The 17,462-nt window shown below is 58.4% G+C and carries 14 protein-coding genes and 1 pseudogene; 2 read left to right on the top strand and 13 right to left on the bottom strand.

The window, feature by feature from the left end:
* Positions 1-6: 6 nt before the first annotated feature.
* From Q0562_RS03190 to Q0562_RS03130, 13 genes and pseudogenes are all read right to left on the bottom strand, one after another.
* Entirely contained in the window at positions 7-3,051 is a 3,045-nt protein-coding gene (locus tag Q0562_RS03190) for a conjugative transfer ATPase (RefSeq protein ID WP_298641060.1), read from the bottom strand.
* The gene (locus Q0562_RS03185; protein ID WP_298641057.1) at positions 3,038-3,511 is read right to left on the bottom strand and encodes a hypothetical protein; all 474 of its coding nucleotides are present in this window, start codon (positions 3,509-3,511) and stop codon (positions 3,038-3,040) included. Before Q0562_RS03185 ends, Q0562_RS03190 begins: the two co-directional genes overlap by 14 nt.
* Positions 3,512-3,521: 10 nt before the next feature.
* Positions 3,522-5,099 (bottom strand): TrbI/VirB10 family protein, encoded by a 1,578-nt coding sequence (locus tag Q0562_RS03180; protein WP_298641054.1) that lies wholly within the window; start codon positions 5,097-5,099, stop codon positions 3,522-3,524.
* A 10-nt stretch (positions 5,100-5,109) separates the two neighbouring features.
* On the bottom strand, positions 5,110-5,988 hold the full coding sequence (locus Q0562_RS03175; protein WP_298641051.1) for a DUF3438 family protein: 879 nt from the start codon (positions 5,986-5,988) through the stop codon (positions 5,110-5,112).
* Between the two features lie 61 nt (positions 5,989-6,049).
* Positions 6,050-6,733, bottom strand: coding sequence for a DUF2895 family protein (locus Q0562_RS03170; protein ID WP_298641048.1), 684 nt, complete (start codon positions 6,731-6,733; stop codon positions 6,050-6,052).
* A gap of 279 nt (positions 6,734-7,012) precedes the next feature.
* Positions 7,013-7,480 (bottom strand): hypothetical protein, encoded by a 468-nt coding sequence (locus tag Q0562_RS03165; RefSeq protein ID WP_298641046.1) that lies wholly within the window; start codon positions 7,478-7,480, stop codon positions 7,013-7,015.
* Positions 7,481-7,512: 32 nt separating this feature from the next.
* On the bottom strand, positions 7,513-7,809 hold the full coding sequence (locus tag Q0562_RS03160; protein ID WP_298641043.1) for a hypothetical protein: 297 nt from the start codon (positions 7,807-7,809) through the stop codon (positions 7,513-7,515).
* The gene (locus tag Q0562_RS03155) at positions 7,809-8,210 is read right to left on the bottom strand and encodes an RAQPRD family integrative conjugative element protein (protein ID WP_298641039.1); all 402 of its coding nucleotides are present in this window, start codon (positions 8,208-8,210) and stop codon (positions 7,809-7,811) included. Before Q0562_RS03155 ends, Q0562_RS03160 begins: the two co-directional genes overlap by 1 nt.
* A 9-nt stretch (positions 8,211-8,219) precedes the next feature.
* On the bottom strand, positions 8,220-8,948 hold the full coding sequence (locus Q0562_RS03150) for a DUF4400 domain-containing protein (RefSeq protein ID WP_298641037.1): 729 nt from the start codon (positions 8,946-8,948) through the stop codon (positions 8,220-8,222).
* Complete coding sequence (gene traD, locus Q0562_RS03145) at positions 8,948-11,224, bottom strand: type IV conjugative transfer system coupling protein TraD (RefSeq protein WP_298641034.1); 2,277 nt, start codon at positions 11,222-11,224, stop codon at positions 8,948-8,950. Before traD ends, Q0562_RS03150 begins: the two co-directional genes overlap by 1 nt.
* On the bottom strand, positions 11,224-12,243 hold the full coding sequence (locus tag Q0562_RS03140; protein WP_298641031.1) for a lytic transglycosylase domain-containing protein: 1,020 nt from the start codon (positions 12,241-12,243) through the stop codon (positions 11,224-11,226). The genes traD and Q0562_RS03140 overlap by 1 nt, the downstream gene beginning before the upstream one ends.
* A pseudogene (locus Q0562_RS03135) lies at positions 12,243-12,671 on the bottom strand (lytic transglycosylase domain-containing protein); the annotation flags it as partial. The gene Q0562_RS03140 and the pseudogene Q0562_RS03135, both read right to left, overlap by 1 nt.
* Positions 12,672-13,096: 425 nt before the next feature.
* Complete coding sequence (locus Q0562_RS03130; protein ID WP_298641027.1) at positions 13,097-14,146, bottom strand: hypothetical protein; 1,050 nt, start codon at positions 14,144-14,146, stop codon at positions 13,097-13,099.
* A 272-nt stretch (positions 14,147-14,418) separates the two neighbouring features.
* Here Q0562_RS03130 and Q0562_RS03125 point away from each other — a divergent pair, with 272 nt between their 5' ends.
* Positions 14,419-14,871: a hypothetical protein gene (locus Q0562_RS03125; protein WP_298641024.1), complete on the top strand. Its 453-nt coding sequence runs from the start codon at positions 14,419-14,421 to the stop codon at positions 14,869-14,871.
* On the top strand, positions 14,868-17,249 hold the full coding sequence (mobH, locus tag Q0562_RS03120; protein WP_298641021.1) for a MobH family relaxase: 2,382 nt from the start codon (positions 14,868-14,870) through the stop codon (positions 17,247-17,249). Before Q0562_RS03125 ends, mobH begins: the two co-directional genes overlap by 4 nt.
* Positions 17,250-17,462: the final 213 nt, after the last annotated feature.

Below are 17,462 nucleotides of genomic sequence, written 5' to 3'. Positions count from 1 at the left end.
TGCGGTTCATGCTGCCTCCTGATAGGCGCGCCGGGCGGTTTCGATTTCTTCGGCAACCATCAGTGCGGCATCCAGCTCGCTGATGCCGTGCTTGCGCATCAAGTCGGCGCGGTGTTCTTTTTCCTTACCGTCGGTTTGCCCCAGGGCAAGCATCAGGGATGGCGGCACATAGCGGATGAGGGTTTCGGGGAATTTGCCGGAAATCGAGATACCTTCGACAAAACGGCGCTCTTCCTTGCGCGGGAAACGAATGAGATGTTTGGCCTCGTCGCTGAGGCTGAGGATTTCTGTCGCCTGGGTAATTTCTGCCGCGCTCATGCGCATCAGCCACCAGAATTCGGCGTTGGTGAGGATTTTCGCGGCATCCCCCTTGAAGTCCGTAACGTCCTGGGTGATGAGCATCAACCAGCAGTTGAGCTTGCGGAATACTTTCGAGCCGACGACGAGGCCGGACATGAGCAGCGGTACTTTGGCCCAAAGGTGCGCCTCGTCGATTTTTACTTCGATGGCACGGCCGGTGTTTTGCAGTTTTTCAGCGAGCGCGGTAATGGTGTAGATGGCGGAAAGTCCTGCCACCGCGAGCATGTCACCGCCGCCGAGTTTGCCGAGGGCGCCGAGCTCGATCACGGTCAGGTCGTAATCTTCTGAAAACCCTTCGGCATGCCGGTTGAAAAGACGGCCATTCACGCCCTGGGTCCAGCGTTCGAGGGCATCGGCCATATTGCTCATGTTTTCCGCAGCGGCCGGTTGCCCGCCCTTGCGGGCCATTTCTTCATCGGCCATGGCGCGCATCGCCCGCATCATGTGTATCGGTCTCGCGTGCGGTTCGCCTTCTTCAACCGAGAGCCTGAGACCACGTACCAGGGCGCGGTTGATACGGGCGATTTCGGCCTGGGAGAGTTCCTGCGCGCCACCACCGGTGATCATGATGCGCAGGATGTATTCCATCTCACTAAGGTAAGAGCGGGTTTCGTCTTCAAGGTCAAAAGATACCGACGAAGCTCCGGCGGTATCCCCGGCTTGTCCCTCCTGCCCGGCGGCTGCGCTGGCAGGTTCCCCGTTCTGTCCTTCGCCTGCCTTGGCCAGAGACAGCCGTGCGGCCGCTTCCCGGGCATCGTCCGTCTGTGCCGCCCATTGTCCGATGGCATTGATGCGCTCGGCTTCGTCGGCTTCCGCCAGGGCCTTGGCAGTCTCGAAGAAGGGCGCGACCACGTCCCTGGAATTGGGCTGCAGGACAAAGCGCTTCACCTTTTTGCCGTGGCGTTCCATGTAATCGGCCATCAACCCGAAGCTGTTCCCGTAATCGAAAATAAACTGACGCGGGTTGTTCACCGCCATCGATTGCATCGCCATGTAGACGATGGTCGCCGATTTCCCCGACCCGGTCGGACCGAAGAACACTTCATGCGAGACCCGTTCGCGGTCATCACGGTGGAAGGGATTGAGATAAAAGGGCTCGCCACTGCGCGAGTACATGATGTAGCAGGGGTGGCGGCTGCCGGAACGGTTGCCATAAAACGGCAGCAGCGAGGCAATATGTGAAGTGAAGGTTTTGCGGGCACGCAGGGCGCTGTTCCTGTCATGGGCAAAGTCATAGACGGTTGGCAGGGCACGGACAAAACTGTCCTGGCTGATGAGGTCATAGGTGGGGTCGATGACCTCGATACAGTTGCTCGCCTTGATGCGGCTCATCGCCTGTTCGCTCGCATCCAGCAGTCCTTCCAGGCTGTCAGCGCGAAGGAAGACGCCGAGCTGGGTGTAGAAGATCCTCTGGTTGTAATGCAACATCGCATCAAGCGCCGCGTTTGCCTGCTTCTCGGCAAATTTGGCTTCACGCGAGGCGCTTTTCTGCGCCTCATAGAGGACGGCGTTGATTTCTCCCTTCATCCGCGTGTCGCTCTGCGGGATGATGGTGTAGCTCATCATCGTCCCCGGCGGCAGCTGTTCGAAGAGCGAGGCGTCGATTTGCGCCTCGGTGCCCCTGGTGTGCTGCTCACCGAGGGTGATGGCACCGTCACGCGGTGGCCGCTCGACTGCCGCGATGGTCAAATAGCGCAACCACTGCTCACCAAAGCGCCAGATGCCGCGCTCGCGCGGGTCATCGCTTTTGTAGTAGGACGGTTGTCGCCGGAAAATCATTTGCCCTAAATCAAAATGGGCCATCTGCCGTGCTTCCGCCATAGCGGCAGCCGATATTTGCGGTGCTGCAAAATGGGGCGCGAGCCAGCTCACCAGTTCGTGCGGTTTGAGCGGGTTAAGGACGATGCCGGCGTTTTTGATTGCCGCCTCGAAGGCGGTGAGATCGTATTTGCTCTGCGCGGCTGCACTGCGCTTGTTTTTCTTCCAGAACTTGTCGGGGCAGCTGCGGTAGATGCAGAGATAGATACTCTGGTTGTTGACCCGCCAGCCCTTGTCGGCGCCGGTGATGCGCGAATCGGGGAAAATGCCTTTGGGATGGCCGATGAGCGCGGCGTGCCGCCGGTTGACCTCAAGAATGGCCTGACTGTACGGGTCATCCGCGACGCCGTTTTCGACCATGGCCGCCTGCAAATCATCAGCGATGACCGCCGCTGCTTCGTTCTGCACATAGATTTGCGCGACATAGGGAAATTCGCTGTCACTCGGCAGGGCATTCAGCGCAGCGGTGAGCGCGGCATTAAAACGTGCCAGCGACTCGTCACTGCGAGCGCACATGTAGCGTGGGTTGACCTGCCAGAACCGGGCAACATTGATGCCGTCATCAAAGAGATAGGCTTCCTCTTCATCCAGGTAATCGATAACCGGAAAATAGTCGGCAAAGGCTGGTGCCGAAGCAAAGAGGCGGCGGTACTGCGCTTCAGACAGGGGCGGTGGTCCAACCAGTGGCCATTCGCCCGACAGCCGCATAAAGGCATTGATGAAGGGATTGACCTTGAACTGCGGCAGCTCGCCGTCATTGTCATGACTGCGGCCGGAAGCGGTGGCGTCCGTATCCGTTGGCGGGATATTTGCCCTGGGAGGGGTCGGCTTGCGCGGCCGCAGCATCCCCAACAGATCGTCAAGGACTCTCATGGTAGCCTTCCTGCTCCAGGGCGTAGTGGTCGCGTTCGTAGAGTTTGAACAGGGTGAAATAGCCCGGTACCGGTAACTCACCATCGTTTAAATGCGGAAATACGTAGGCGGTGATCTCCGGGTTGGGCACACGACGAAAATCGCGCTGCAACTCTTCCACGTGGCGCAAGGAATAACTACTGTTCGGCGCATAGCCTTCAGTAAGCGGTACGCCAAGATAATCCGCCTGGACCCCGTTGCCGAAGAAAGCGGGGACACGCTCGCGCTCGCCGGTCATCAGTTCGGCGGTGGTCGGGCCGCTGTCGGGCAAGAGTTTGTCCGGCTTGGGTTTCGTGACCGATGAGCAGGCGGTGAGTATCAGCGCGGCGGCGAGCAACACACAGCCTCTGCCCGGTGCAAATGCCTGTTTTACCCCGCTTGACGGGTGGTGATGAAGGAAAGGAGAAGGGGTGAAACGCATGGCATGATCCTCAGTCATAGCGGCGCGCGCGGCGCGGTTCGGTGTAGTAATTGACCTTGCGCGCCTTGGCGTCATAGTCGATCTCGATCTGTTTGTTCAGCATGATTTGCACTGGACGGCCCTGTTCGACGTAAACCACGTCAAAAGCGCCGGCTGTACGCTCGCGCACATAATCGGCAAATTCAGACGCGGTGCCCGAGATGCCCTTGCCGAAGACGTAGCGCCAGATATTGCCGTCGAGCATGGCGGTGAAATTGCCGTTGTTGTCCTGACGGTAATTGACCTGACTCTGGGCGAGGCCTTCGGCAGCTGCTTCAATAAACGCGGCTGTTCCGCGCGAGTAGAGGTACTCGCCGGCATTGTTGATGTAACGACCGCGCAGACAGGGTTTGCCCCAGGGATCGGTGAGATAGCCCAGCGCATCGCCGCTGCTCGTCCCGTCGTGACTTGCCTGTCCGTGGCTGACGATACGGCCGTCGATGAAGATAAAGGTGAGCGCGTCAATGTAGCCACGGACACAGGACTGCTCACGGACGCCGGTGGCGTAACCGCTGACAATCATCTTGGCTACGCCGGGAATCTGATGTCCGTTGGCAGCAAGGTTCTTGCCACCGATTTCCGCGCGGAAGAAATAGGGATCATCCAGCTGACGATCGTTACGGATGGGGACGCGGCCAATGATGGGCGTCACCAGCAGGGCGTCACTCAGGGTGGTCAGCGGCGGCAAGGTATAAACGGGAAATACGGTTGGCCATTGCGCTTCCTTCTGCACCTGCCCCGGCTGCGGCAGCGGTCGCGCCCGGGTGGTTGGCTGTGGATCGGGAACGCCGTTAGCGAGCGCACCGGCCGTGCCGCCGAACGTTCGTGCCAGATCTGCCTGTACTTCGCTCAACAGATCGCCGCCAGCTGATGCTGCCGTATCGCTTGTTGCGCGTTCCGACTGCCGTACAGCGGCACTGCGTGCAGCCGCACCATCACCGGCAAAGCTGTACGGCAGGGTAATACTGCCCGTACCATACACATCGGGTAACGGTGGTTTGTCATCGACAGGAAGAGGCGGGGTTTCGCCTGCCCCTGCCCGGCTCGCAGCCAGTTCCTGTTCCAGTTGGGCAATCCGCGCTTCACTGGCCGCCTGCGTTGTCTGATGGCTTTGTTTCAAGCTGTCAATGCTTTCCTGCAAGGCTTTCATTTCATCCGCCATGACCGCTTTGGCAGCGTTCTGCTCCGCTTCACGTGCGGTTTGCGTCGTCTGTTCCATCTTGGCCAGCTGTTTCTTCAGCTCTTCCAGTTTGGTTTGCAGGGCAGCACTATCGTTCGAACTTTGCTCGCGCGCCTCGGCCAGTTGCCGCTCCAGGTTTTCCTGCTTGTCCTGGGTGGCGCGGGTGAGTTCGGTATTACGCCTGACCTCTTCGGCGTAGGTGGTGTCGTCGCCGCGTCGAGTGGTAGCAGTGGTGGCATTATCCACTGCACCCGCCGTCTGCTGCGCCGGACGGGGCAGGGTTGAGGGTTCTTCGCGGATAAAGAGGAAATACACCACGCCCAGAACCATGGCGAAAATGGTATAGAGAAATAATTTTCCGACTGGCATCACGTTCTCCCTATTCCACAGCCTTATCGAAAGGCACGCTGCTGATCAGCGCCCACAGGGTCTGGTCAAGGCGGCTGCCACGCGGCTCAATCACCGGATAGAGCGCGGCAGCAAACATCCAGCGGCCACGCATCGCACGCGGATCAAACTCGACCGCCGTGGTGGACAGATTGTTGACCAGCAGTACGGTCAGGTAGTTGTCACCAATCTGCCATTGGCGCAACGGTTTGACGCTGAGACGGCCATCATTCATCCGTAGCAGGCGCTTGGCGATGTCGGATTTGCCGACCTTCACCGGCTTGCCGAGGTCGTCGCCAATCAGCCGTGCCGGGCCGACGTAATGACGGAAGCCGTAACGCACCATGTGGTGGTAGTCATTACCCACCTCACGCGAGGGGGTGCCACCGTAGTCACCCATGGCAACATTGAGGGTTTTGGCCTCGCCATCGGCCAGGAAATCGGGTTTGTAGGGGTTTTTTGCCACTACGTCATCTGGCGCAGGCGACTCTATGACTGCAGCGCTACCGCTGGGTGTCGCGGCCGGGGCTGCTGCCGGGCGGACGGCGGTTGCGGCAGTCGGGCGTTCGACGATCGTGATATCGCTGTCAAAAGGACCGGTATCAGCCGCTTCGATATCCAGCATCACCATACGCCCATCGACCAGTTCGGCCACCACGCGGCTCTTGTCAAATTTTTGTGTGGGGGTGACATAAAGGATGCCGTCCGGCGTCAGCAGCGAACTGATGGTGGCTGCATCGTTCAGGTTACGGGTATGGGTGGCAGGCTGCGGAAATTTGATAATCAGCTCCTGGCCTACGGGTATCCGTATCGGGATCGGCTTTTCACTGAGCACCACTTCCTTGGCGGCAAGCGGCAACGCCAGGCTCAAGAGACATAGAGCCGTGATACGGGGAAAGGTCAAGCATTGCATCGAACACCTCTTGTGTTGCTTATGACTGGCTGTTGTCGGACAGCACCTGGGGGCCGTCGCCGTAGTAGCAATCAACTTCGAGGCCGAGTTGATTGACAGCGAGCGGCCGCCCGGAGCGCACCACTTTCAGCGGATAGGACATCACCGTATTGCGGATTTCGCGGCCGTTGACCTGATCGCGCAGGACATATTCCACAGCCACCTGCCAGCTGTCGTTTGATGTTTGCCGCACCCGGTCCTCGCTGAAACGGGCGTTGTCGGTCGGCAGCAACATCCGGCTGCGATAGCCGTAGAGGCCGCGATTGGCCTCGTAGTGGCGTTTGAGCTCGGCGCGGCAGTTCGCCGTCAGATAGGCGGCGTAGTCATCCAGATGCCTGGGATAGTCTTCGCTGCAATCCGTGGCGCAGTAGTTGAGCTCTTCCCAGACGGTACGGGCAAAGCCGTATACCGTTGCCGGCGGCACCTCGCCGACACGCTGCACAAAGCCCTTGCTGACATCCGGGGGTAAATAGGTCACGATCTGCTTGGGAAAGCGCCAGTAGGCAGCGGCAAAGAGCAGCAGCAGGATAAAAAGCGCAGCGATCACCCGGTTCTGAAAGCGGATGTATTGCGCACTTTCCTGCGTGTGTTTGTGGACACTCCCTCTCAATTTGATAGCGGGGGGCGGGCTGGATAAAACGCCGCGAGCGGAAGTTTTCGACATGGCGGTGAAAATAGAGCGGCTTGCCTTCGCGTAGCGCCGAGACGCGATAGATACGGCGCATAAAAAAGACACCGGCGATCGGCATCGCCGCGATCATCGCCCAGGCCCAAAAAATGAGGAGCGCGAGCAGTGCGGCGGCAACCGCCCAGACAAAGATGGCGCGGCGCAAGGTCGCGACCAGCTCCGACTGGGTGCAGCCAAAAAAGCCGTTCAAGGGTTCTTCTTCCAGCTGGGTCAGGGTGATGTCCGGGCGGTCGCGGCGGACGCTGTTGTCTGTCATCAGGAACCGGTGGCAAGTTTGTCCAGGGGCTCGAACACATACTTGTTGGCGAGCGCAAACAGGCCGAGCGAGAAGGCGACATTGACCAACACGAGAATGATCTGCTGAATCGCCGGCCCCCACTCACCGCCATTACGGGCATCGTTGATCAGGGAGAACATGGTCAAGATGGAACGGCCAATACCAAAGCCGAGCACGACGACAAGCATCAGCATCAGCCCCCAGCGGAAAAGCTTGACCATGTTGGTGGCCCAGTTGGCATCGTCGGCGACCCCGGGTATCCCGATACTGCCACTGGGCAGGGCACTTTGCGCCGCTGCTTGCGGCAGATAGAGACAGCAGGCCATGAGCATGGTGACGATGAAGAGTTGACGCAGTGTCGCCGCATCAAGCCAATCTGGCAGAAAGCGGTTATGGATGTGGATGGGTTGCGGCAGTTGCTGGCCGGTGAGGTTTGCGGATTGCATAAGTACTCCTGTGAGTGGATGAAAAAAACGGTTCAGGTAACAAGAAAAACGATGCCGATGAAGATGAGCACCGCGAAAAAAAGCATCAGGCCAAGCACAACGATGCGAATCTGTGCATCCTGACGGGCTTCTGGGGTTGGGTTGTTGTGCACCGCCTCGGAAGAGGCGATCAGGACGAGTAACAGCACCAGACCCAGGGTGGCGGTAGCGACGATGCCGCCGAGGCCGCCAGCCGATATGCCGCCTTTGGCGTTGTCGAAAGCCTCGCGCACCCCCGATTCCGTGCGGATGAAGCCGTCATCGCCGCTGCTTTGTTTGTCGTCCGCCATCAGTTCGGCCTCACGTAGAAGAGGGTGTTTTGACGCGGCGTCGGTGGCCTGGTGGTGATGACGTCGATACGGGCATTGAGGAAGTCAGCGATATCTGCTTCGGTGGTGCGTAGCTGGGCGACCAGCGCCGGGTAGTTGAAACGGATCTTTGCCTTGCGCGTGGCAGAGGCATATTTGCGCTCCAGGCTTTGTACCCGTTCGCGCACATAAGCGAGCTCGCGCAGGACAGATTCGATTTCCGCCTCTTCGCTGCGTGTCGGCAGCGTTGCCGGATCGGCCCGGCGTTTTTTCGGTGCTTTTTTGACCGGCGGCGGCATGTCGGCTTCGTCGGCACGGGCCACCAGCGGTAAACACAGCGCGGCGAGCAGGAGACGGCGGGTTGGTGGGGTTGATAACGGCATGACGGGCTCCTAAACAATCTTTTTGAAGGTGGCGAAACTGGTGAGGATGGCGATGTAGAACAGCCCCACCCCGGGCAGCAGGATGTAATTGGGATTGACCGGATTGGGCCAGGAGAGATAAATGACGGGGGAGAGGCCAATGGTGTAAGGCACCAGCGCTTTGGCATGGTGGTAGAGTCCGGCGTGTTCGACACCGCCCGTGACCTTGCGGATCTCGCGCATATGCAGACCGTCAATGGCGGCGAGCATCCCCACCAGGACAAGCAGGGCGCTCGACAACAGCACAATCAGGCTGCGGATACCCGTCACCATCAATACAAAGACAAAGGCATTGCGGTAATAGGCCCAATGCGCCAGCAAACGATCCCAGGCGCGGGTCGAGATGAGCTTCTGCCCGATGCCGGGGGGGGTGTCTTGCGGCAGCACCAGCCATTGCTGGAAGTAGCGGGTCACCCGTTGGGCCGCCTCTTCGGCCGAGGTCCCGAAGAGGGTCGAGCTGAAGTTGTCTCCGAGGTAATGCAGCTCTTGCCGTAACACCAGTTCACTGTGGCGGTAATCCCACCAACCGAACAGCATGCCGGCCCATTCGATGCCGGTACTGACCAGGACCGATAAAAAGAGGTAGCTCAAGATGCCGAGGACGAGACCGACGGGGAGGAAAATCAGGCCGAGCAGAGAGCGTTTTTTCGGCTTGTCGGCGACAGACTGCTGTTGGCGTCGTGTTTGCTGCCTAGCCATCAGTCATCCCCCATGAAATCGAGCGCGGCGTCATCGCTGCCGAAGCCGTCGAAACCGCCGGTGTCATCAATGTCGTTGACCCATTGCGTCAGCTGCGACTGGAAGGCGGCCGCACTGCCGGCTGCGCCTTCGTCCAGCACCTGTACCGGATTAAAACGCTCCTGATAGCTGTACCAGCCCGGGATACTCGATTGATACTGCTCGCGCATAGCGGCCGCGACCTTGCGGATATCGCCCGGAATACGGTCATCGCGCTCGGCGACGAGCAGCGGCACCCGCCCCTTGAACAGACGGTTGCCGTCCCAGATGCCGAAGAACTGCCCCTTTGGCAACTGGGTCAGGTCGGTGGTGCTGATGGCCTCGACATCGCGCTCGCTCATCCGGCTTGAGGTGTTGGACGTAAAATCCACCCCGGAATGAATGTCGGAGCTGTCTGATGAACCGGAGAAGGTCAGCAGGTTGCGTACGGTCACCTTGCGTTGCTTGCCGGTGAAAGTTTTGGCGGTATCTTCTTCCTGGACGCGGAAAAAGATGACCGTGTTGAAGTTGCCGAGCATCTGATTGGCAAAGGCACGATTGCCGAGGCGTGCTTCGAAGTCGGAGATGGTCTGGGTGTAGGCGGTAACCGAGACATTGGCACCACCGGCCTTGTTCAAACTTGGAATCAGCGTCTTGTCCGCCGGCTCGTTCGCTTCGTCAATGTGGATGCGGATGGGCCGGGGCTTGATGGTCACACCGACGTCGGGCAGACCATGATCGCGGCCTTCTTTATAAATACGACCATATTGCGAGGTGAGATCAGCCAGCATCGAGGCGCCGACGGTGCGTGCCACTTCCTGGTCAGACAAAGCATCCAGACCGACATAGACGATACCGCCACTTTGCAGGATGCTGCCCCAGTCAAAAGTCGGTTTGGCCGGATCGAGGTAAGTTGGAGAAATCAGTTGCGCCACCGCCCCGGTGGTCATTTTCTCGAGGAAGGGATCTAGCGAGGCAATCAGCTTTGACAAATACTGTTGATCCGTGATGAAGGCTTTGGTCAAGGATTGGGCGGTATCGAGTTCGGCATCGCTGAACACCATCTTGCTGAGGTTGTGTTTGTAGAGCAGATAACGGGCGACGGCATCGCGATCGCGCTTGATTTGCGAGACATCATCCATCAGCCCCTGTTCACGCCGTTCTTTCGGCTCCAGCCGCATCAGCTCGATGTAGCGCTGCAACTCGGTTTGATAATTCGGGATACGTTCACTGAGGAGGCGGTCTATATATGCGTTATAGAGCGGCTCCAGCTGCTGACTGTACTGTTTGATCAGCGGATAGCTCGGGGTCTGGCCGATGCCGACCAGGCCTTTGGCGACCTGGTTCACATAGCCCCACACGAATTCCTTGAAGGCGGCACTCTGCCCTTCGCCCGGCATTTGGCCGGCAATGCGCGAGGCGACCTCGGTGATACGCATATAGCTGCCGATCGGGTTGTACTGCGCCGAGACATCGGGATAGCCCAAATGGAACATGAAAAATTTGTCTTCGCGCCCGGCACGCACCGCTTCTGAATAACAGCGCAGCATCAGGTCAGCATCGCCCTTGGGATCGATGACGATGACCACATCGCCGCGCGCGATGTCTTGGGTAATGATGAGCTCGGCCAGACGGGTCTTGCCCACGCGGGTGGTGCCGATGACCAGGGTATGGCCGACGCGGTTGCCGAGATCCTGGAAGAGTTTTTCTTCCGGTTCGTAGAGCCCGACACCATGCAACCACGGCTGACCTTCCAGCGGCGGGGCCGGCGGCCACGGGTTCAAGAACCACAGCGGATGCTCGGCCGCGCAGGTAGACGAGGTAAAACGGGTCAGCCAGCGCATGTGGTGCGCCTTTTCGAGAGCCAGTTCGAGCTTGCGCACTCTTCGGTAGCCTTTGGGCAGCCGCGTGTACTTGCGGTTATGCGACAGATTAATGTCATAGGCGCGCTGGGTATGGACGGCGGTCCATTCAAAGCCCATGCCGAGAAACTGCACCTTGTTGGAGACGGGTAAATCCTTGCTGCGCATGCGGTAGAGCGGCAGACGGGTCAGCTGTTTCTGGTAGCGCTTGATGCGACGCCCCCGTCGATAGAGTACGGCGGCACGGGTCAAAAACAGTCCGGAGAGGGTATAGGCGACCGTCGGCACGGCAAAGGCGTATTCCGAGGCAATGCCCAACAGCACGGCTGCGGCGGTATAGGCCTGGGCGGGGACGTACTCGTAAACGTCGCGCAGGAGTACTTCTTTACCTTCCATCAGCGCAGTCCTCGTTTTTGTCTTGGTGGATTGAGCAATGCCGGTGCGACGTCTTGCGCCGAGGCGACGCGACGTTCGCCGGCTTTGGCGGTCACCGGTGATGTTCCTTTCTGCCTCACGGCCTGCAAGCGGCGATAGTGACCGCCGATGGCGGCTACATATTGTTGAGTCTCGCGGTAAGGCGGCACCCCTTTGTGGCGACGTACCGCTTGGGGACCCGCGTTGTATGCGGCCAGTGCTGCTTCCAGCGTGGGGAAGGTGCTTAGTTGCTGTTTAAGATAGGTCGCCCCTCCCCAAAGATTGCGGTAGGGATCGTAGTATTCGTGCGGGGCAAGACCGAGGTCACGTGCCGTACCCGGCATCAGCTGCATCAGCCCCATGGCCCCTTTGGGCGAACGGGCACCGATCTGGTAGCGCGATTCCTGATAGATGACCGCATGCAAAAGCAGTTCATCGACACCGGTTTCCCGGCTGACACGTGCGATCATGGCCTGCAAGGCGGGATTTTCGTTGATGGGGGGGATAGGGCTGCTGCTTGTGTCAGGTTTGCCAGATGTCTGCGACTGCGGCAGGGGCTGCGGCCGTAGTGCTTTTGCACTGCGCTCGACCATGGCGGCGACATCAAGCTCCGCCCACAGGGTGCTGCGGCTTTGCAGCGCCAGCCGTCGACCGTCCAGGCCGAAGGTGATGCCCGTCGCCTTGCCGCGCTTGCCGAGCAGCCAGTTGAAACAGTCAATACGGGTCTTGAACTGGTAGCGACGCCCTTGCACCTCAACCGTCCACGGCCAGGCAACGGTTTGCCCATGGGTGTTGACCCAACGGGTGCGATCAAGCATATGCTGGTAGAGTGTCGTCGTATCAACACCGTGACGGGCGGCTGCCTGGCGGTAGAGGTCAGGCAGGTTATCTTCCGCCACTGTGGCAGGGCTGCGTGGCGCCGTCATCGGGGTCAACGCCGTCGGTGCGGCAGCAGCCGGCAGGGCAGCAAGCAGCGAGAGGGACAGCACGAGACGACGCATCAGCACAACTCCCGCGCATCACAGCCCGAACCGGCAGTTGGACTCTCGCTGTCGCCCAGCCCAATGAGGTGGGGATTTTGCTTGTACGTATTGAGGTTTTTCAGGACTATCGGCACATAGGCCTTGGTCTCCTCAAAAGGCGGGACGTCACGCCCGTATTTGCGCACATTGCCTTCCCCGGCGTTATAACCGGCAGCAGCCAGCCGGTGTGTACCGAACTCTCCCAGTAGCCATTTGAGATAGGTACTGCCACCTCTGACGTTCTGCTCAATGTCATATGGACTACTGACACTGAAGCGACGGGCGGTGCCCGGCATCAGCTGCATCAGCCCCATGGCACCGGCATGAGATTTGGCATTGGGCTTGTAAGCGGATTCCTGGGTGATAATGGCGTGGACAAAATACGGGTCTGCACCGACCTGACGTGCCACTTTGTTGATGCGCGGTGCAAGCTGCCTGCGTCGGTCTGCCATTTTGCCGCTCACGCTAATGGCCGGGTTCGTCCCCACGCTGCCATACGACTCGTCATCCGTGGCGGTTTGTCTGCCGCTGTCATCGGTATAGCCGCTATCGCTTTTTTTGCTGCTCTTTTTTTCACCGTTACAGGCGGCGAGAGTCACTGCAAAAAGAGTGAGCCATAACAGGGTGCGTGACGACGACATGGCTTAATGTCCGTGTTTGCCACCGGCAACGGCAGGTAATGGCGCGGCATCAGGCGTGCACCAATAACTGCGTTCATACCAACTGACAGTGAGGTCACGCTGGCGGTAGGTGCAGGCATGACGTGGATCGGCGGACGGGGCGGATGAACAGGCAGCAAGCAAACAAAGCACGCTGATACAGCAGAGGAATCTCATGGACGCCCCTCCGTGGTTTTGACCGCCGGAGATTGGCCTGTGTCAGTTGAAGGCGCTGTTTTGCCTGTGCCTGCTGAAACTGCTGTCTTGCCTGTGCCTGTTGAAACTGCTGTCTTGCCTGTGCCTGCTGAAACTACTGTCTTGCCTGTGTCCGCCGGAACGGCGGTCTTCTTTGTCCCGGTCGGCGCGTCCGCTTGACGGCTCTTGCCGGTCTTGCTGTTGGCGGTTTTGGTCATGGTCGATGTTTTCCCCTTGTTGTCTGTAGCAGGGGTATTCGCAGCCGTTTTGCCTGTTGCAGCGGCGGACGCTTGGGGGACTGTCGCCGTGCTGCGCCTGACCGGCTGTGCGGGCGCCGCTTGTGCGCCGTCCTGGCGGTAGGCACGCGCGTCGCCGCGATAGGCAGCGGTGGTGTCATAACGGCTGTCATGAAAAGAAGAGGACGGTGCGTTGCCCGGATAGACGGACAGCGTGGATGCATCGACATACACCCCGCCGTAATTGACCGGATAGGCCGCGCCCGAGGGCGTGGTTTCGCCGTGGGTTCCGCTTGACGCGGCAGTCGGCGCAGCCGTCTGCCGCCCGGATGCGGGATAAAGGACGGAGTTGGTCATGCCCACGCCATCCGTAGCGGATGGGGTGGGCATGCGGGCGTAGCGTGGAGCTACTTCAAAGGACACCAGGCGGTTGACCGGGTCAACCACCAGCGCCCAGCCATCCCCTGCGATCCAAGCGAGTGCTTCGCCCAGCGGCATCGGATTGATGGTGCGTTTGTTGTCGGGCCAGGGTTGACGGTAGAGCCGCCAGATGTTGGGGTCGGCGTTGATAGGTTGCGCCAGTGCCCAGCCGCTGCCATTGAGCAATTGCCGCAGACCGTCTTCCACGGTAGCCGCATCAATGGTTTTAAAGACATAGGCCTGCAAATCACCACCGGTCTCGGCTTCCATGCCTTCAATAATGGTGTAACCGTTGCCGTAAAAGGTTTGCGCAGCGGCAGTCGCCATGCAGGCGGCCAGCACAATGGTGGGAAACTTGCGAACCGGTGACATTGCCTCTCCGTGGATGTGAAGTTGGCATCATTTTTATGGGTGGCAAGTCGGCTGTCCGTTTAATTGGTAAAAATTAGCGGGATAAAAAGCGCCAATTTCGTAAAGGCCTAAAGCGCCTGCGGCCTAGAATGGCGAACGGTTCCTAGCCGTAAAGGAACACCCGCCCAATGGGGCGGGTGTGTAACGGCAAAGGAAAAGGTAAAGCCCAGGGGCAGAAAGGTGTTCAAGGGCTTAACGGTTTTTAACGGCCTTAAAGGCTTAAAGGAACAGCGATGACCACCGACGACCTCGCACCACTCTACCGACAGGCCATCGAGCGCTTCGACCCCGTCATCCACACATTGCTTGACCACTATGGCGGCTTTGACAACCTTGCCGTCGAGCGCGATCACCTGCCGCAGGCACAACTCGAACCCTTCCTCAGTGAACTGGACATCATCTATCCGCAGGCGACGCCAAGAAAATTGAACCTAGCCATCCGCCGCTTCATCACCGAGCTGGAATGCTTCCGTTATCGCGTCGTCGCCAAAGCCAAAGACGACAGCAGGCGCAATGTCGCCATCTGGGACGCACTGGAAGAATCATTGGCCGATTTTCTCAGCCGCAACCGCCATCTCGAAATTCGCTGCCGACCTAACGCCGAGGCCTATCCTTCCACGGATTTAATTCAGGACTGGATCGATAGTCGCGTTGATATTTATGGACGACAGGCAGCGGCACCATGAAAATCTTCGCCCGGCAGCGTGAGCGCTTTAGTCAACTCTTTGCCAAAAAAATTGGCCCCGATGATTACGGGGCACTGGATTTTAACCGCCTGCCGATACTCGATGCCGCCGGTCTGATTGCCTTGACCGGGCAACAAAACCGTCTGCGCAATATCAAACGCATCGTACAAATTGACGATGTCCGCTATCAAATCCTCTATCAAGACGTGATCGACCGCTTCGCCGAAGTGGTACAACTGATGCCGGCTTCGCAAGCGCATCACCATGCTGTCCCCGGCGGTCTCTTCATTCATACCCTCGAAGTCCTCGAATACGCCCTCAGCCTGCGCCGCCAGTACAAGCTGCCGCAAATGGCAGCGCAAGAAGAACAAGAAAAACAGCGACAGGTGTGGACCTATGCCGTCTTCGCCGGCGTGCTCCTGCATGATATCGGCAAACGCCTTACCCTCTGCCGCTTCGAGACCGACAAAGGCCGCGCCTTCGATCCCTTCGCGCAGCAACTGCCGCAAGAGGGTTACTACCGCCTGCACTTCCAGTCTGCCAAATACCATGCCCTGCACACCCAAATCGGGCTGGCGTTCGCTGCGCGAATTTTTCCGGCCATCGGCCTGGATTTTCTGATGACGCAACTGCACATCATGCAAGAGCTCATGGCCTACCTGCATGATGACGATACCCATGCAGGTAGTATCGGCGACATCATTCGTGCTGCCGACAGAGCCTCAACTGGACAAAGTCTGGCTCACAGCCCAACGCGTAAATTCCCGGGTGCGTATCTCGAAAACATTGGCGAACGCCTGATGACACAACTGCGGCAGCTTTTGGCCGACAACCACTTTGTCATCAACAAAAGCAATGGCAACGTCTATACCTCGGCCGACATGCGTGCGACCTACATTGTCAGCAAAACGCTTGCCGATACGCTGCGCGAAACCTTGGCCGCACAAGGACAGACCGATATTCCCCACGACAACAACCGCGTCTTTGACATCCTGCAAGAATACGGTTTTGCCGAAACCAACCCGGGTACGGGGCAGAGCATCCATTACATTCGCCGCGTCTGGCAGGACAAGGCACAGACCTTCAGCGTACTGAAATTTGCAAGCGACAAACTCTTTCGCGTTCTTCCACAGCCGTTTGGTGGCAGTGTCAGCGAAGTTGCAGGCAAAAACGCCGAGCCCGGGATAGGGACAACAAAAGTCACACAATCTGTAACAGGCGAACCCGCATTTACGCCACCTGTAACAGGAGGGCAATACGACAAAAGCGCTGCAACAGGCGACGGACGAGCGATTACGCCTGTGCCTCTTACCGAAGATGACAGCTTTGAAGACTATCTGGATGACGAACACGTACCTCTGCCTGAAACAGGGGGGAATACCGCGAAGAGTGCTGCAACAGGCAAAGTGCATCACGACCAGACGGCAACAGATGAAAAGACGCGCATCCCGCCTGTTACCATTGATGACAACAGCGTTATGCCTGCATCCGCCGATGATGACCCTCTGGTCAGACCAGAAGGCGACTATCGCGAAGAAAAAACTGTATCTGTGGCAAAAACGACTAGGCAGAGCGACACGGGTGCCAATGATAGCGGCACAACCCCAGCTATCCGGACAGCCGCCATTCCCCAAACAGCCACAGGTGACACCCCTGGCGATACCCCCTTACCGGAAGCGGCAACCATACAGGCCACAGCAGTATTTTCTGCAGGTGTAATAACACCGGACGCCTCTGAGATGGTGGCAACAGATGACGATGACATCATTGACGATGTGCCGACGGCAAAACCGGTCAAGGCTCCGACAACAACGTTGGCAGAAAAGGACACAAAATCCGAAAAAAACGTAGCCGTCAAAACGGGACTGACGCGTAACGAGCAGAAAAGAACAGCGAAAAAACCGCTTGCACCCCAAACAGCGGTGACCACATCAGCAGAAGCCATAGGCGCTACGCCGGACAACAACCTGGACGAACGATTTTTTACCTGGTGCCGGGCAAAAATCCTCGACAAGAGTTTCGTCATCAACGAATCGAGCGGCATGGTGCAAAAAGTTACCTACAAAGGCCGTGACGTAATCGCCGTGGTCTCGCCCCGGATTTTTATGCGCTTTGCCAACGAAGCCCTTGGGCTACCGGAAAACAAAGCATCAGCCGAACGGGTACAAAAAGCCATACACAGCAACAAGAAAAATATCAAAGGTCCGCGAGGACAGCTGCATGAATTCCATATACTGAAATCCCCGAATAATCCGCTGAACGGATACAGCAAGCTCTACCACTATGTGTTTGAGATCGACGTATTCTGCGGTAGCGACGAAGAGGTCAAAAACATTGTCGAGAAAACCAAACCAAACACAAACCTTGCACATACATAATGGGAATGTGCTATTGTTTCAGCCATGTACAGCTTTCGCTGTACACTTAGGCGGTATGACGAAATCAGAAAAAGTATCTACAAACCCGGTATTTACGCCGCCTGGCGGACGTAGGATGGGCTTTAGCCCATCGGGCAGGCGCAGCCTGCCTTTTTGCGTATCGGGGGGCAAACACAAACCGCCGGGCGGCACCAAAACACAACGCAGGGCGGG

It is taken from the genome of uncultured Cardiobacterium sp. (assembly GCF_938028825.1).
Taxonomy (GTDB): Bacteria; Pseudomonadota; Gammaproteobacteria; order Cardiobacteriales; family Cardiobacteriaceae; genus Cardiobacterium.
This window is presented reverse-complemented; position numbering and strand designations above follow the sequence as displayed.

Excerpts from the sequence above, each read along its gene's own strand:
- Q0562_RS03150 (WP_298641037.1), bottom strand. The coding sequence starts at position 8,948 with ATGGCTAGGCAGCAAACACGACGCCAACAGCAGTCTGTCGCCGACAAG.
- traD (WP_298641034.1), bottom strand. The coding sequence starts at position 11,224 with ATGGAAGGTAAAGAAGTACTCCTGCGCGACGTTTACGAGTACGTCCCC.
- Q0562_RS03190 (WP_298641060.1), bottom strand. The coding sequence starts at position 3,051 with ATGAGAGTCCTTGACGATCTGTTGGGGATGCTGCGGCCGCGCAAGCCG.
- Q0562_RS03155 (WP_298641039.1), bottom strand. The coding sequence starts at position 8,210 with ATGCCGTTATCAACCCCACCAACCCGCCGTCTCCTGCTCGCCGCGCTG.
- Q0562_RS03125 (WP_298641024.1), top strand. The coding sequence starts at position 14,419 with ATGACCACCGACGACCTCGCACCACTCTACCGACAGGCCATCGAGCGC.
- Q0562_RS03140 (WP_298641031.1), bottom strand. The coding sequence starts at position 12,243 with ATGCGTCGTCTCGTGCTGTCCCTCTCGCTGCTTGCTGCCCTGCCGGCT.
- Q0562_RS03165 (WP_298641046.1), bottom strand. The coding sequence starts at position 7,480 with ATGCAATCCGCAAACCTCACCGGCCAGCAACTGCCGCAACCCATCCAC.
- Q0562_RS03170 (WP_298641048.1), bottom strand. The coding sequence starts at position 6,733 with ATGTCGAAAACTTCCGCTCGCGGCGTTTTATCCAGCCCGCCCCCCGCT.
- mobH (WP_298641021.1), top strand. The coding sequence starts at position 14,868 with ATGAAAATCTTCGCCCGGCAGCGTGAGCGCTTTAGTCAACTCTTTGCC.
- Q0562_RS03160 (WP_298641043.1), bottom strand. The coding sequence starts at position 7,809 with ATGGCGGACGACAAACAAAGCAGCGGCGATGACGGCTTCATCCGCACG.
- Q0562_RS03180 (WP_298641054.1), bottom strand. The coding sequence starts at position 5,099 with ATGCCAGTCGGAAAATTATTTCTCTATACCATTTTCGCCATGGTTCTG.
- Q0562_RS03130 (WP_298641027.1), bottom strand. The coding sequence starts at position 14,146 with ATGTCACCGGTTCGCAAGTTTCCCACCATTGTGCTGGCCGCCTGCATG.
- Q0562_RS03185 (WP_298641057.1), bottom strand. The coding sequence starts at position 3,511 with ATGCGTTTCACCCCTTCTCCTTTCCTTCATCACCACCCGTCAAGCGGG.